This window comes from Alkalibacterium putridalgicola (genome assembly GCF_040959045.1).
Taxonomy (GTDB): domain Bacteria; phylum Bacillota; class Bacilli; order Lactobacillales; family Carnobacteriaceae_A; genus Alkalibacterium; species Alkalibacterium putridalgicola.
In genome coordinates this window covers 1867818-1883641 of sequence record NZ_CP162615.1, presented here as the reverse complement: position 1 = coordinate 1883641, position 15824 = coordinate 1867818, and the positions used below count along the sequence as shown (strand labels likewise).

At 40.3% G+C, this 15824-nt stretch carries 17 protein-coding genes and 1 pseudogene; 17 read left to right on the top strand and 1 reads right to left on the bottom strand.

The genetic code is table 11. The features are described 5' to 3' along the window. Positions 1 to 208 precede the first annotated feature (208 nt). The 7 genes and pseudogenes from AB4027_RS09025 to thpR form a co-directional block, all read left to right on the top strand. Positions 209 to 1018 (top strand): annotated as a pseudogene (locus AB4027_RS09025) (ABC transporter ATP-binding protein); the annotation flags it as partial. An 18-nt stretch (positions 1019 to 1036) separates the two neighbouring features. Further along, a complete protein-coding gene (locus AB4027_RS09020; protein WP_368646422.1) occupies positions 1037 to 1939 on the top strand; it encodes an ABC transporter ATP-binding protein in 903 nt (300 codons plus the stop codon). Between the two features lie 227 nt (positions 1940 to 2166). Continuing rightward, positions 2167 to 3021 (top strand): ADP-ribosylglycohydrolase family protein, encoded by an 855-nt coding sequence (locus tag AB4027_RS09015; RefSeq protein ID WP_368645076.1) that lies wholly within the window; start codon positions 2167 to 2169, stop codon positions 3019 to 3021. 136 nt (positions 3022 to 3157) lie between these two features. Next, positions 3158 to 4513 (top strand): YjiH family protein, encoded by a 1356-nt coding sequence (locus tag AB4027_RS09010; RefSeq protein ID WP_368645075.1) that lies wholly within the window; start codon positions 3158 to 3160, stop codon positions 4511 to 4513. Positions 4514 to 4659: 146 nt separating this feature from the next. Then, positions 4660 to 5037, top strand: coding sequence for a hypothetical protein (locus AB4027_RS09005; RefSeq protein WP_368645074.1), 378 nt, complete (start codon positions 4660 to 4662; stop codon positions 5035 to 5037). Further along, positions 4964 to 5413: a CPBP family glutamic-type intramembrane protease gene (locus tag AB4027_RS09000; RefSeq protein WP_368645073.1), complete on the top strand. Its 450-nt coding sequence runs from the start codon at positions 4964 to 4966 to the stop codon at positions 5411 to 5413. Before AB4027_RS09005 ends, AB4027_RS09000 begins: the two co-directional genes overlap by 74 nt. Positions 5414 to 5677: 264 nt before the next feature. Further along, positions 5678 to 6223, top strand: a complete 546-nt coding sequence (gene thpR / locus AB4027_RS08995; protein ID WP_368645072.1) for an RNA 2',3'-cyclic phosphodiesterase — start codon at positions 5678 to 5680, stop codon at positions 6221 to 6223. An 81-nt stretch (positions 6224 to 6304) separates the two neighbouring features. Here the strand turns inward: thpR and heR are convergent, their stop codons facing one another. Then, a complete protein-coding gene (gene heR, locus AB4027_RS08990; RefSeq protein ID WP_368645071.1) occupies positions 6305 to 7090 on the bottom strand; it encodes a heliorhodopsin HeR in 786 nt (261 codons plus the stop codon). Between the two features lie 215 nt (positions 7091 to 7305). Between heR and AB4027_RS08985 the strand changes: the two genes are divergently transcribed. The 10 genes from AB4027_RS08985 to AB4027_RS08940 all read left to right on the top strand — a co-directional run bounded on the left by AB4027_RS08985 (position 7306) and on the right by AB4027_RS08940 (position 15795). Next, positions 7306 to 8529 (top strand): NADH:flavin oxidoreductase/NADH oxidase family protein, encoded by a 1224-nt coding sequence (locus tag AB4027_RS08985; protein ID WP_368645070.1) that lies wholly within the window; start codon positions 7306 to 7308, stop codon positions 8527 to 8529. A gap of 128 nt (positions 8530 to 8657) precedes the next feature. After that, complete coding sequence (locus tag AB4027_RS08980) at positions 8658 to 10007, top strand: hemolysin family protein (RefSeq protein WP_368645069.1); 1350 nt, start codon at positions 8658 to 8660, stop codon at positions 10005 to 10007. 151 nt (positions 10008 to 10158) lie between these two features. Further along, a complete protein-coding gene (locus AB4027_RS08975) occupies positions 10159 to 10392 on the top strand; it encodes a hypothetical protein (protein WP_368645068.1) in 234 nt (77 codons plus the stop codon). 21 nt (positions 10393 to 10413) lie between these two features. Further along, a complete protein-coding gene (locus tag AB4027_RS08970; protein ID WP_368645067.1) occupies positions 10414 to 11265 on the top strand; it encodes a DUF6544 family protein in 852 nt (283 codons plus the stop codon). A 150-nt stretch (positions 11266 to 11415) separates the two neighbouring features. Further along, on the top strand, positions 11416 to 11610 hold the full coding sequence (locus AB4027_RS08965; protein WP_368645066.1) for a YwbE family protein: 195 nt from the start codon (positions 11416 to 11418) through the stop codon (positions 11608 to 11610). A gap of 145 nt (positions 11611 to 11755) precedes the next feature. Next, positions 11756 to 12718 carry a hypothetical protein gene (locus tag AB4027_RS08960; RefSeq protein WP_368645065.1) on the top strand — a complete coding sequence of 321 codons (963 nt, stop codon included), beginning with the start codon at positions 11756 to 11758 and terminating at the stop codon, positions 12716 to 12718. A 43-nt stretch (positions 12719 to 12761) separates the two neighbouring features. Next, positions 12762 to 13265 carry a YcxB family protein gene (locus tag AB4027_RS08955; RefSeq protein ID WP_368645064.1) on the top strand — a complete coding sequence of 168 codons (504 nt, stop codon included), beginning with the start codon at positions 12762 to 12764 and terminating at the stop codon, positions 13263 to 13265. A 69-nt stretch (positions 13266 to 13334) separates the two neighbouring features. Further along, positions 13335 to 14087, top strand: coding sequence for an alpha/beta hydrolase (locus tag AB4027_RS08950; RefSeq protein WP_368645063.1), 753 nt, complete (start codon positions 13335 to 13337; stop codon positions 14085 to 14087). Between the two features lie 342 nt (positions 14088 to 14429). Further along, a complete protein-coding gene (locus tag AB4027_RS08945) occupies positions 14430 to 14741 on the top strand; it encodes a hypothetical protein (protein ID WP_368645062.1) in 312 nt (103 codons plus the stop codon). A 1-nt stretch (position 14742) separates the two neighbouring features. Continuing rightward, entirely contained in the window at positions 14743 to 15795 is a 1053-nt protein-coding gene (locus AB4027_RS08940; protein WP_368645061.1) for a V-type ATPase subunit, read from the top strand. Positions 15796 to 15824: the final 29 nt, after the last annotated feature.

Sequence of the window (15824 nt, the reverse complement as noted above, 5' to 3'; positions counted from 1 at the left end):
GTCTTATTGAGAAAAATACTAATTATTTGTAAGAAGTCCTTGGAAAGGCTAGTGAAATCTGGCAATGATATGAGAGGGGAATAATGGCATCAAGTGCGGGAAAGAGAAAAAAGGTTTCTTTTTGTGACAAATAGTGTTACATTTCTAAAAAAGCACGAGAAGAAGAGCGGCTCCCTATTATAGAGGCCTGAAAATGAAGGAGTAGACAATGGAAACATTATTAACTGTAAAAAATCTATCAGTATCTTTTTCAACGGGAGATACCATGCAGCAAGTGACGTCAAATGTATCGTTTGATGTCCAAAAAGGGGAAACGGTCGGTATCGTGGGTGAATCCGGAAGCGGAAAAAGTGTCACTGCACGATCCATCATGCAGCTCTTGGCTCCCAATGCGCACATCCATCCGGAAAGTTCCATCGCCTTTATGGGCAAGGAACTATTCAGCTTAACAGAAAAAGAGATGCGGGACATAAGAGGGAATGACATCGGAATGATCTTTCAGGATCCTATGACCTCATTGAATCCTACCATGACTATCGGTGCTCAGATCACAGAAACGCTGCGCTACCACGAGAAACTGTCGAAAAAAAAGGCTGAAATCAGAGCAAAAGAAATGATGCAGCAAGTAGGGATATCAAATGTCGAAGAACGTTACAGTCAGTACGCCCATGAATTTTCGGGGGGGATGCGTCAGCGTATGATGATCGCGTTGGCTCTGGCATGTAACCCGGCCCTGCTTATTGCCGATGAACCCACTACCGCCTTGGATGTGACCATTCAAGCTCAGATCCTGAACTTACTGAAGGATATCCAGAAGAAGTTTGGTACCTCGATCATAGTGATCACACACGATTTTGGTGTCGTTGCCAATATGTGCGACCGGGTGATAGTAATGAAAGAAGGTCAAGTCGTTGAATCAGGAGAAACGAAGAGTGTCTTTGTAAATCCCAAAGAAGATTATACGAAAATGCTTCTAAATGCCATCCCTAATTTGCACAAGGAAAAATCAGAGGCACATAAGAAGAAACTGGCTGAAATACGCTCGGGTCAGCGAAAGAAACTTCTGGAAGTCTCACGTTTAAATAAATTTTTCTCGCTGGGGAAAAGGGAAACGTTAAAAGCTGTAAATGATATCAGTTTCTCGATTTATGAAGGGGAGACGCTTGGACTTGTGGGTGAGTCGGGTTCAGGTAAATCAACAACCGGACGGACTCTTCTGCGCCTGCATGCACCGACCAGTGGGGAAACCATTTACGAAGGCTTTGATTTGAATAACTTATCCCTGGAAGAAATGAAAACGATGCGTAAACATATCCAGATGATTTTCCAGGATCCCTATGCTTCCTTGAATCCGCGTATGAAAATAATGGAAATTATTGGAGAAGCAATTGATGTTCACGGCCTGGCCGAAAATAAAAATGAACGGACAAAACGTATCCTGGAACTGCTTGATCTGGTAGGTCTGGACGAAAGTTTTGCACAGCGCTATCCTCATGAATTTTCAGGCGGACAGCGTCAGAGGATAGGGATCGCTCGCGCTTTGGCAGTCAACCCGGAATTTATTGTTCTTGATGAGCCTTTGTCAGCTCTTGATGCTTCCATCCAGATTCAAATCGTCGACTTACTGGAAGAGCTTCAGACAAAGTTTAATTTGACTTATCTATTCATCGCTCACGATCTGGCAATGGTCAAACAGATCTCTGATCGGGTCGCCGTGATGTATAGCGGTCAGATCGTTGAACTCGCTGACGCGGAAGAACTGTTTGATAATCCCATACACCCATATACACAAAAATTATTATCTGCTATCCCTGTACCGGACCCCGTATATGAAGCAACACGCGAATCGGTCGAGCAACTGGATGAAGAAGGGTTCGATCTCGAAAAAAGCAGCTTTATTGAAATCAAACCCCATCACTGGGTGGCCAAAGAGGAATAACCGTTTAAACTCATATAGTCGAAAAAGACTCGATCCGAAAGAAAGGGATCGAGTCTTTTTACTGCATTAAAAGCCAAAGAAATATTTTGGACGAACGGGTAAACGATTTCCCGGTCACAAATACAGAGTGGTGAGACTTGAAGCACAAAGTTTAAAAGTCTAAATAGATGATTTCTTAATATATATCCAAGTATAATAAAGTATGTGACATGAAAGGTGGAAGTTTGATGATTGGAGCTATTGTTGGAGATATAGTGGGGTCAAGGTTTGAACATGCTGATCATAAAAGCAAGGCATTCGATCTGTTCACTTCGGACTGCCGACCAACAGATGACAGCATAATGACACTGGCCATAGGAAAGGCTATCATGGAGGTAGAAAAAAATAAGGATCCGGCGTTACAGGAAAACCCATTTGACGTTATAGACTATACTCAGCTGGAAAGTTTAGCTGTAAAGTTTATGCAAAAAATCGGTCGGAATCATCCCGATTGTGGTTTCGGTGGGCATTTCATCAACTGGATTTTCAGCGACGATCCTAAACCTTACAAAAGTTACGGAAATGGTGCAGTTATGCGGGTCAGCGCTGCCGGCCACGCGGGCAGGAATGAGATGGATGCACTGGAAATAGCTACACGAGTCACGAGGGTTTCGCATGATCATAAAGAAGGATTAAAAGCGGCTGAAGCGGTCACACTGGCAATATATATGGCGAGAAAAGGATTATCAAAAAGTACGATTTTCTCGAGAATTAATGCAGATTACTACGCGCTGGATTTCAGTCTAGATGACATCAGGGAGTCTTATCAGTTCGATGTCTCATGTCAAGGATCGGTTCCTCAAGCAATCAGGGCATTTATTGAAGCGACATCATTTGAGGATGCCATTCGTTTGGCAGTTTCCACCGGAGGAGACAGTGACACGATTGCAGCCATTACCGGGTCGATAGCTGAAGCATACTATGGGGTCCCGGATAGTATAAAGGAAAAGGCCTTAAGTTATCTGGACGATGATCTTCTTAATATATATGAAGAATGGCAGGAATTTCTCACATCCAGATCAGTTAAGAAGAACGCATACTAATAGTTGATTTTTAATCTATTTTATGTGTTTTTATGCATATAATAACCTTTAAATGTATGTTTATATTATAAATTTATAATTGTAATGTAATCTAGTGTGTGCTATTCTAAAAAACGACAACAATGGAGGTTACTATATGATAAACAAGTTGAAATTTATATTTCTATCGCTTTTCGGTTTTGTTTTTTTTCTCGTTCCTTTTACAATTGGTGGCGAGAGCAAGATCATGCTCTCTCACATCATTGACTTTGTAAAAAATAACATACTGGATGAATTCCTTGCATTTACAGCTGCAAGTGCCTGGATCGTATTGATCGGAACTGTGGTCTTTATGTTCTATACATCCAAAAGTAAGACCATCAATAACATGTTTAAAGCATCACCGTTAAACGTTGTATTGAGGATCACAGGATCTTTCCTGTATCTGATGGTGCTGAATAACTGGTTTGCAAGCTATGATTTCGCAAGCGTCATACTGGATCCGAATACGGGTGGTCTGATGGCGGGTGAAGGCGGGTTGCTCACGACACTTTACATAACATTCTTTGTGGGGATACTGGCACTTCCTTTACTCACTCATTTTGGTATTGTTGAGTTTATTGGTATCCTGCTGGGGCCAGTAGTTGAAAAACTATTTAGAGTTCCCGGCTATTCAATGATCGACGCCATCGCCTCATTTGTTGGCGACGGAACGATCGGTATTGTCGTCACAGATAAGCAATATCAGCGTGGTTACTATAATAAAAGAGAAGCCTACATTATTGCCACTAGTTTCTCGGTGGTAGGTATTGCCTTTGCTGCAGCGGTCGCTGACGAATTAGGGTTTGGCAGTATCTTCCCTGTTTTTTACGGGTCCATTTTATTAGTCACACTGATCATTGCCTTTATTACAGCACGTTTGCCGCTGAAGAAATTCGAACCTGAATATTATGAAGGAAAAACACCAAAAACTGTGGAAGTTCCTGAAGATGAAACAGTCGTTGAATACGCCTATGATTCTGCTGTGGAACAGGCCAAGGATACGAAAGTTTTAGATGCGTTTATTGAAGCGATCAAAAACATCATCCATATATACATTGGATTTTTACCTATCATTATGGCTGTCGGTACGATTTCCCTTATCATTGCCGAGTTCACCCCATTCTTCGATATCATCAGTGCACCGCTGGTCCCTCTGTATGAGTTCATAGGATACAGCACGGATGTTGCTGCTCAGATGGCACCGGCATCTCTTGCCGGTTTCGCTGACATGTATCTGCCGGCACTGTTTATAAGCGGTGCTGAGAGTGAAGCTGCCCGTTTCTTTATTGGTGTTCTGGCCTTTACACAACTGGTATTTATGTCAGAAACCGGAATGATCCTGGTAGAGACAAAAATTGGTCTGAACTTCTGGGATGTCATTAAAGTGTTCCTCTTCAGAACGATTCTTTCCATACCGCTATTGTATATTATTACAAATATTCTGGTTGCTATGAATGTTCTTTCATTCTAACTGAATTATTAAATAGAATAGAGAAAAAGCTTCAACTTAATTGAATGTTAAGTTGAAGCTTTTTTACATTTTATTATTTTATTGTCTTATTGTTAGTGATAAGGAGCTAGCTGCCATATAATAAGATATAAAGAAGGAGGGAGGCAATGATTAAAGATAAAATGGTTCAACCCATGCCATTCTGGCAGTCACTATTATATTTCGGCATACCAGCAGCTATATTTATAATAAGTATCTATGTGATCATGCCGTTGTTAGGTGAGGGCGGAGTCGATCCAGTGTTGAATTACACGTTGACCTTGATGGGGCCTGTCATCCTTCTTTTTGGTGCATCGTTTGTTGCCTTGAAATTTGACGGATACGAATTGAGATGGAAAGTGATCAAACGTAGATTCCGGTTGAAACCGATCAAAAAAAGAGTGGCTTTGGACTTTAGGATTGTCTTTATTTATGATATCAGGGAATTTTCTTTTACTACCTACACAATCGTGGCTGCTCGATGTTGTTGGCTTCGCTCCGCCTGAATATTTACCTACAACATTGGATCCGCGAATGACAGTATCTGGGATACCACCTGAATTTGAAACAACGCCAATTGCACTGCTTATCACCTTTCAGTTATTCTTCTTGTTTTTTAATATCCTTGGGGAAGAGTTCTGGTGGAGGGGATATATACTTCCAAGGCAGGAAATAGTGCACGGTCAATATACTTGGATTCTTCACGGACTTCTCTGGACACTCTTTCATATTTTCTGGTGGTGGAACCTTATTTTTCTACTGCGGGGGGCACTGGCTGCGTCATTTGTAGCACAAAAATCTCAAAACACGACGATAATCATTATTGCTCACCTTTTGGTCAATACTTTAGGGGGAACAATCATATTATTCTTAACTGGATAGAAGATCAGCTGAGAAGCTTACTAATGATTAAAACAGAGGTATTTTAGATAAACCTCATAGGCATTCTTTTGGACACGGTTCTTCTTCCTATCGTTCATAGATTAGAGTATCTCTGCGCTGAAATAACTGGGAGAAACCTTTTCTATAAGATTAACAAAAATGTGTTCTATACAGTTTCCTTTACTGCACGGGAGGGACCTTATCATTAATTTTTTCTGACTTCATTGATAAGAATTCAACTTTAGACATTGAGGGAGTGAAGATATGAGACTTTTTATAGCGATTGAACTGGATAGTCAGGTTAAAAGAGTTTTGACTGACATTCAGCTGAACTTGAAAGACAGCATCAGTAAAGGAAATTACACATCATCTGATAATTTCCATATCACCTTACGCTTCATAGGAGAAGTGAATGAGGACGAAGCAGAGAAACTAAAAAAAGCTATAGACGATACTGTTCAGCAGATACAGCCGTTTACTTTATACTTAGGTGGTTTAGGACATTTCCCAAGGAAAAACAAAGAAATCATCTGGGTCGGCGTAAAGGGGAAGGCGGAGAAGCTGTTTAAGTTGAAAGAACAGCTGGAAACTGAACTCGAAGTTTCAGGATTTTCGAAAGAAGAACAGGACTACATTCCCCATATTACTATGGTCAGACAAGCCTTACTGGAAAAAGGATTTGATGAAATCAAAGCAGACTTGAGGGTGCCGGAGGAAAAAATTGCGGTAAAAAGTCTATCATTAATGGAAAGCAAACGAGTAGAGGGTGATCTGGTTTACACGGCGATCCACAAACGAGATTTTCACTAACTGAGGCATACTGTCTGTATAGTGAGATAGACATATAAAAACGAGATCCCTATATTACCAGGATCTCGTTTTGATTATTCTCTATTGAGGCTGCATGACTCCGGCGAAAGCGAGCCAGGCCAAAATAGACTTAGCCACCAGACTCAGGACGATATAGCCTTTTTCACCATACAAGTAGTTGTCCCACTTTCCGATTTTCTTGTACTGCAGGATCATATTGATTGGAAACAAATTGAAGAAGACAAAATAACTGCCGACAATGGCATAAACAAACCAGGGGACTTCTGCGGGATTTGAGTTTCCGAATGCATACAAAAGAATAACGATCCAGGGCGCTGCGCCAGCAATGCTGCCAAAGACAAAGGGTTTCCAGTTGGTTTTTTCTGTATATTGATTTATTTCTTCCATATCTAAACCGAATAGATTCATAGAAGCGTTAGCGGCAATGATCAGGATAAGAGCACCGATGTCATAGACACCGAATAAGAGAGCGATCAGTACGATCATAAGTGACGAACTGAGAGCATATTCATACCAACGGAAAGGGTTCATACCTTTTTTTAAATTTTTATTATAGATAGGATTGCCCCAGGGACTGACAATGATAAAATGCGCAGCGGCCGATATAAATAAAAATAAGGAGACCATGATACCAAACGGCACGTCAAACAATTGATTGGTTTCAGTGACAAGACGCATTTGAGTCTGATCGAATGTGAGGAAATTGGACATGACAGGCACAGTGAAATCAGAGATCCGTTCAATGAAAAGCGCAAAACCCAGCATGAGTAATCCTTGAACAAGATGCAGAAAACCCATCACTGTATTGAATTTTTTCAGTGATTCAGTAGTGATTTTCTTTGACATGATACACACCTTCTTTTCCATATTTTTGAAAAGTGGAGCTGGCTTTTTATTGGCAGTATCACTTCCTCTTTACTAGGGATTATATAGATTTATTATAATAAGATTATATCACACGCGTTATGTATAAGTTCGAAAGACACTCTTTGATCGATTACGATCTCAACATGTTACACTTAATCGGAATGGGAAAAATTTAAATTGAGGAGAATAAACGAATGAATTCGCTAAAATTATTAGAACCACTGATACTGCCTAATGGTAAAGAAATCAAAAACCGTTTCCTGAAGTCTGCAATGAGTGAAACCTTGGCAAACCGGGATCATCAACCCACTGAGAATCATATGAAATTGTATGAAAGATGGGCAGAAGGTGGCTCAGGTATTGTCGTTACTGGGAATGTCATGATCGACAGAAATGCTCTAGGGGAACCGGGCAATGTGGTGGTTGAAGATGAAAGAGATCTTGACCTACTAAAAAAATGGGCGGAAGCCGGGAGCAGGCAGGGGGCGCAGCTGTGGATGCAGATCAACCATCCGGGCAAACAGTCTCCCCGTTCATTATCCAAAGAGCCAGTTGCTCCCAGCGCCATTCCGTTACAGAATTACTCCAGTCAGTTATTCAGCCAGCCCAGAGCGCTGACGACAGAAGAGGTCAAAGGACTTGTTCAAAAGTACATAAAAACCGCCTCTGTCGCAAAAAGGGCTGGATTCAAAGGGGTCCAGATTCATGGGGCCCATGGCTACCTCGTCAGTCAGTTTCTTTCGGCACAGCATAATCAGCGCAGCGACCAGTACGGTGGCTCACTTGAAAATCGGATGCGATTTTTAATGGAAATCTATACAGGAATGAGAAAAGAACTGGGTCCGGACTTTTCTATAAGCGTAAAGCTCAATGCTTCTGATTTCAGTTCAGGTGGATTCAGCGAAAAGGAATCACTTCGTGTAGCACAGACCCTGGCCGGTTCGGGTATCGATCTGATCGAGATCTCAGGTGGCAATTATGAGAATCCACGAATGTTCAAAGAAACTGAAAAAGACAGTGAAGACATCTTCTTCATCGATTATGCCGAAAGATTAAAAGCTTCGGTCGATGTTCCGGTAGTAGTGACGGGTGGTTTCCGATCAGTTGACAGCATGGAGAAAGCGCTCCGACAAGGTAAAACTTCGATGATCGGTCTGGCACGCCCTTTAGTTTTGTATTCTGATTTACCTAGTCAGATCATCAAAGGGAAAAGCCCGCAGATAAATACGCCACGACTCACCACCGGGAGTAGCTATCTGGACGGGAAAGTGGGTTCATTGATGGGGATCAGTTACTATGAACACCAGATCGCCCGCCTTTCTGAAGGAAAAGAACCCAGGATCACCCGTAATGGATGGAGACCCTTGTGGCATACATTAAAGTCTCATGGTTTGACTGGACTATTGCCCAGACGATAAGGGTATGTGATCTGAAGACAGAATCAAGCTATCTCGAGGAGTCCGACGCGGTCAACTTTGATTGACAATAAACCCCAGTGTGATAGACTTATTTTAACTAAAAGGTAACACTGTATGGAGGAAATCCAATGGCGATAGCAATCGTAACACTCATTATTCTGATCCTTTTAAATGGTTTTTTTGCAGCATCTGAACTGGCTTTTGTGAACCTGAATGACAATAAAGTCAAGCGCATGGCAGATAACGGAGACAAAAAAGCCCAGAAACTATATGATCTTATATCGAAACCGAGTTTATTCTTGAGTACCATTCAGATCGGCATTACTCTCGCAGGCTTTCTCTCCAGTGCTTTCGCTGCAGATTTCTTTGCCGACCCAATGGCACAGGCACTGTACGATTTAGGTGTCCCTATTTCTCTAAGTGCCTTGAATTCGATTTCAGTTGTGGTGATAACTGTCGTATTGTCGTATTTCACCTTAGTTTTTGGTGAACTGGTCCCTAAACAGCTGGCGATGCAGAAAGCTGAAGCCATTGCCAATATTGCTGTAGGGCCTGTGTCCCTGCTGGCAAAAGTCAGTGCACCGATCGTGAAATTTTTGAGTTTTTCTATCAGGGTCATATTTAAATTATTCGGTGCGGATCCTAATGCTGAAAGTGAAGAAGCGACAGAAGAAGATATTCGTTTGCTTGTTGATTTAGGGCGTGAAAGAGGGACCATTCATCCGGTCGAAAGAGTGATGATCGAGAACATATTCGAATTCAATGATACGACTGCTTCCAACATATTAACTCACCGGACGGATATGATCGCCTTATCTTCGGATTCGGATTTGAATACTGTATTGGAAACAGTGAATAAATATCAGTACACCCGTTTTCCTGTATATGAAAACAATATAGATAATATCGTAGGCGTCCTGCATGTAAAGGATCTGTTTATGTATATGAAAAAAGATAATGGCTCTACCTTTATACTAAAACAAGCTATGCGAGCACCGCATTATGTTCAGGACTCTCAAACTATTGATAAGCTGTTTGCTAAAATGAGACAGGAAAAAACGCATATGGCTATCGTGCTCGATGAATTCGGCGGCACCCAGGGAATGATCACTATTGAAGATGTCATAGAAGAAATCGTTGGAGAAATCACTAGCGAAAGTATGGAACCGGGTGTTTACGATGATGAGATCAGGAAGCTTTCTTCCAATCAGTACAGTGTGATCGGGACGTATCGTCTGCGTGATTTGGAACATACACTTAACGTTAGTTTCCCAACGGATGAATTTGATACTGTCAGAGGTTTTCTGATCAATGAACTGGGACACGTGCCATCCAAAAATGACCACGCAAGAGTAGAATACAAACACCTGACGTTTGAAGTGGAAGATATGAAGGAAAACCGTATAGAAACGGTCCTGATCACAATAAATAAACAAACGGATGAGGATTCAAAGGAGACGTCTAATCAGACCACGTAATATCCTTATAACAAAAGAGCTGACCAGAAACCTGGTCAGCTCTTTTGTGCGTAAATATTGAATTATTTATACTTTTATGTTAATCTTTTCACAAATAGACCAGACTGTCTTTATACATGGTGAATTCCCACCTAAAGACTGGAGGACAGATATGGAAAATACAAAGAAAATCAGTATATTTTTATTCGCAGCTGCTTTTCTGCTCGTTCTAGGCTTTGCTATCCGTCTGGGTGCTGACTACTTTCAGTATGTAGAAGGATTGAAAAACCACCCATTTTATTTCTATATCCTGGGCAGGGGGGCCACATTCATAGCGCCCGCTGTATTGTGCACTATTGGTGGAAGAAAGCTGCGACCTGCCCATGTGAAAAAGGATAAAAAGTAACGGAAACGGAGGACAGAAATAATGTCGCTGACCAAACGACTAGTCATTAGCTTACTGGTGCTTTCAGGAGTAGGTTTATCAGGATCACTTTTAGCTCAAACTCTTTTTAAAAGAAATGTTAAAGCTGAAGTAGAGGAACTTTTCAGTACGGTAGAAAATGAGGGAGAAAGGATATCTGAAGAAGATTTGAAAGGATTGCCGGAAAATGTACAGAGATGGTTTAAGTATAGCGGGATTATAGGCAAAAAAAGTGTAGTGTCTGTTCGTTTAAGACAGCAGGCAGAAATGAGACTGGGACCAGACAGCAGATGGATGCCGGTCGAGGCTGAACAATACTTCACTTCAGTAGAGCCCGGTTTCATCTGGGATGCAACAATTAAGGCTGCACCATTCATTCATATCTCCGGACGCGACAAATATCAAAACGGCAGAGGCAGCATGCTGATAAAACCTTTGTCTCTCTTTACCTTGGCTGACTCGCAAGGCCAAGAAATCGACCAGGGGACATTGTTAAGATACCTTGCAGAGACGATGTGGTTCCCGTCTGCTTTATTGAATGACTATATAGAATGGAAAGAAATAGATAGTCACAAGGCAAAAGCTGTCATGACGTATAAAGGAGTCTCGGCTTCAGGAATATTTACAATAAATGACAAGGGAGAAGTTACACGGTTCGAAGCCGAGCGGTATGGCGATTTCGATGGTGAATTCAGAATGGAAACGTGGTCGATACCAGTCAGTACCTATAAGTCATTTGAAGGAATAAATGTACCGACCAAAGGAGAGATCACCTGGAAACTGGATGAAGGGGATTACAACTGGTTTAATTTTGAAGTAATGGACATTGAATATAATAATCCGCATGTCTATTGAATTTTTACTTAAAGTCAAATATGAGGATGTACATTTTAAATCATTAAGGCGTGTGACTGTACCAGCTGATTACTATCACTGATTTGTGTTACTATGTAAAAGAACATCGAGAAAGAAATAAAAACCAATTTTATTAAGGAGCACATAAACATGGAGGGTACAAAACGCGCAGATATCGAACCAGGTAAAAAGGTGAAAGTCGTACAAAAACAGGATCAGCGTTCGGGCAAGCTGACAGAAGGTGTAGTGAAAGACATCTTAACTAACTCAAAATCGCATCATCATGGGATTAAAGTGAGACTGGAAAGCGGTATTGTCGGACGAGTGAAAGAAATAGAAAATTAATTAAAGAAAAGCAGCAGCTGTTGTTAATAACAGTTGCTGTTTTAGTGTAGAATAGAACTATCAAATGATAGATGTATGGGTTAACTAACAGACTAAATGCACTTTTCGAGGAGAGGTTGTCATGTCTGAATATAATCATTCCTGATTGAAGCAGTTGAACTATGATCCCATTGCCCCCTTACTCGAAAAGAGTGATGATGCCTTCAAGCTTAAAGTGTTTAAAGATTTATGTGACCGGGAAGTTCCTTTTGAATCAGGGGGAACATCCGAAGAAGTCTTGCGCTTAGTAAGAATGCAGGAGCCCCAAGGCTTCTGGAAATATCCCAAAACACGTAACACCATGGATTTGTCTAACTTGAATCAGTATCAGTCATTCAGAAATCTAGGAAAGCTAGTTGAAATGTATAATCTTGATCGCTCTCATTCATCAGTTCAAAACGCAGCAGATTATTTCTTTTCTGTTCAGACTGATCAGGGAGATTTTCGTGGCATTTATGATAAACAGTATACGCCGAACTATACAGCAGGTATCACAGAACTTCTTATTAAAGCAGGTTATCCAGATGATAAAAGAATTTTAGCGGCTCTGGACTGGTTAATAAATAACCGACAGAACGATGGAGGCTGGGCACTTGCGTTCAGGACAAAAAATTATAACATTGATGTGACTTATGATTATCACAAAACAATCGAACCAGACTTCACTCAGCCCTCTTCGTACATGATCACGGCGGTAGTGCTGCGCGCCTTTTGTATACACCCACACTATAAGAAATGGCAGGAAATCATAGAAGCCGGGGAACTGGTCAGTCGGTATATATTCAAACGAGACATTTATCCTGACAGACAGGACAAAAAGTACTGGAAACAGTTTGTCTACCCATTTTGTTATGCCGACTTGATATCCGTTCTGGATTCTCTGTCGCTTCTTGGTTTCCCGCCATCTCATCCTGACATTAAAAGGGGATTGCAGTGGCTGGTTGATGAACAGCTGGAGTCAGGGGCTTGGCAGTTGAAAATCACTTCAGGTCGAGACAAAGCACAGATACAATGTTATCTGAACTTAGCTGTCTGTAAAATTTTTAATCAGTTTTATGGAAATCAGTAACTGTTTGTTGAAAGGTAAAACATATAAGAGAGCGGGGGATTGAATGATCATTAATTATGAATTAAATGAAGAAGATTTTGTGCGATTCAACCTTCATTATATAGAAGACTCGCCTGCCCAAAGAAAAACGTACTGGTTTTTACGTCTGTTGATTCCCCTGTTTTTTTCTGGATCGATCTTTTTAATGGGCACTGTTCTGTTCAGACAGCCAGCTATTTATTGGGTCATCACTGCTACAGGCTTTTTCGGGTTATGGGTTCTTTATTTCCCGGAACAGTACAGAAAAACGATCCTGAAACAAACCAGAAAGATGTTGTCAAAAGGAGAAAAAGACTATCTGTTTGGAGAAAAAAGCCTGACCATCAGTGAATATACGATAACGGTAACAGGTGAAAATGCTCAGGAAGAACTGAAACTGAAAGATATAAAAAGGATCGAACAGTATGACGATATGATTCTGATATATGATAGTAACCGGTCTGCGATCATTGTTCCAACGAGAGAATTAAGCTGGGATGAGGTAAAAATAGTGGCTACTCTAAAGTGATTATAAGACCATTAATGTGAAAACAATGATGATTTTGAGAAAAAACTGTTTCAAGGAGAGTGTGGAAAGATGAAATCAAACCATAGATCGTGGAAGAAATGGCTTTTAGGTATAGGTATCGTCATATTGCTGATCCTATCTTCTGCCTATATTTTTCTGCAGCTCAACACGTATGAGGCTTTGCCGGAAGCGACAGATTTGTTTCAAGAAGAAACAGTAAGTCAGGAGGAAGGGTGGATCAAAGTAACCCCCTCTGTCTCATCTGATGATATTAAAGGACAGATCGTTATATATCAGGGAGGGCTGGTTGAAGAAGCTGCATACCTTCCATTGGCTATGGATCTTAGCGAAGAAGGGTACCAAGTCTTTATTCCTGATATGCCGCTTGAGCTTGCTATCCTGAATACAAATGCCATAGAAGAAATAAAAAAAGAATACGTAACAGATAAAGACTGGTGGCTGGCGGGACATTCTTTAGGAGGTACAAGCGCCACAATCTATGCTAAAGAAAATCCTGATGACATCGAAGGAATTATCTTACTGGCAGGGTATCCAAATGAGAATAGTGACTTGTCTGATTTGAACTTTCCTATCCTTTCCATAACAAGCACGAATGATAAAGTAATCAACGATGAAAATTATGAAAAGTCAAAGTCACTGCTGCCTGAGAAAACGTCATATAAGGAAATAGAAGGAGGCAATCACTCCAATTTCGGATATTACGGACTTCAGGATGGTGATGGCCGGAGTATTCTTTCCCGTACCGAACAGCAAGATTTGGTTGTTCACTATATAAAAACATTTATTGACCACAGTAGATAATAAAGTGATTATTTCCTGGAAATCACGTTTAGAGAATAACGATTAGAAAAACACTAGTTTAGGCGTATTGACACTCTTTAACTAGTGTTTTTCTGTTTTTCCTTACATAAATAGTATACGATGAGTAAAAATGAAATCGTAGAAATCTGATGATTTAACCTGCTTTCTCGCTTTCCAATCAGCAGGTTAGTGGAGTATACTAGAATCAGTGACTTGGCATTGCAGTTTTCTTCAGCAGGACTCTGTGTAAAAAGTGTTGTTTAATGCAGTTCTTGATTTTTGCGTAAAAAAATGTAGACTGCTTAGATTAGAAGAAGTAAAGATGAAATGGAGGAACTCGTAATGAATGATATCGTTGATCAGCTCTTTAAGATTGAACAAACTGCGCAGGATATGCAAAGCAGTATAGACGAGAAAAAGAAAGATTTACGAACAGTTTACGAAAGAAAGCAGCAAGAGTTTGATAGTGAAATAAATCAGCAGACACAACAACAGCTGAAAGAAATACAGTTTGAAATAAACCAGAAAGAAGAAGCAAACAAAAAGGAATTGTACAGTCTTTACGAAAATGAAATTAAACGTTTTGAGAAAGAATATAGGCAGAAAAAAGATGATATCGTTCAGGAAATCGTAGGGAATATACTGAGAACTTGAGGTGAGCAGCTTGCTGAATCAATATACAGCCATAACCACTAAAATCCGTGGGATGCATGGAAAACTTCTTTCGACAGAAGACTATATTGAAATTTCCCATCTCGATTCTATCGAAGCTTTTCTTGCATATTTACAAAGGAAACCTGGCTATAGCGAAGTGTTAAAAGATGTAGATAAAACTAAAATTTACCGGAGTTATCTTGAAGGTCTTTTAAATTCTTCAATCTATGAAGATTTTAACAAATTGTTTCATTTTGCGAATTTTAAACAACGTGATTTTTTAAAGATATACGGTATTATGTATGAAATCACTGTCTTGAAGAAAATTTTGCGTCGGGCTTTTGATATTTCTGAAATTTATGAAGAAGTTAGTTATGAATATCTTCAGTATCTCAATCGTCATTCCCATCTCGACTTTGAAGCGTTGAAGAGTGTCAATACTTTGGAGGGCTTTAAGGAAGCACTTCAGGGGAGCATGTATTATCAGCCCATCAAACTACTTGATACAGTAGAAGAACCGTCATTATTTGACTATGAAACTGCACTTGATACATTTGCGTTCACAACGATCTGGCAGGAGAAAAATAAGATTTTAGGAAAAAAAGAACAGGCTATATTTGAAGAGATATATGGAACTAAGCTTGACCTGTTGAATATTATTTTTATTTATCGCTATAAAAAGTACTATGACCTTCCGGCCGAACAAATCAGCACATTACTGATACCAGTGAATTATCGGTTAAGACAGCCGGAAGTTTCAGCACTGCTTTCAGCTGATAATATTGACGGTTTCTGGCGTGTACTGGAAACAACGAAATATGGCAGATATGTTGAAAACATTGAAAATGGCGTCCAGCTTGAAAATTTATACGATACTCTAATGGAAGATATAATCCATAATAATGCAAAAAAAGACCCCTATTCCATTGCTTCCATTTATAATTATCTGCATGATAAAGAAGAAGAGGTGGAAATGCTGACTACCCTTTTAGAAGCCATCCATTATGACCGGGGTCCCCGAGAAATTCAAAGGATCATCGGAGTGAAAGAGTAGTCAATTAAAATATTTAATGAAGGAGGATA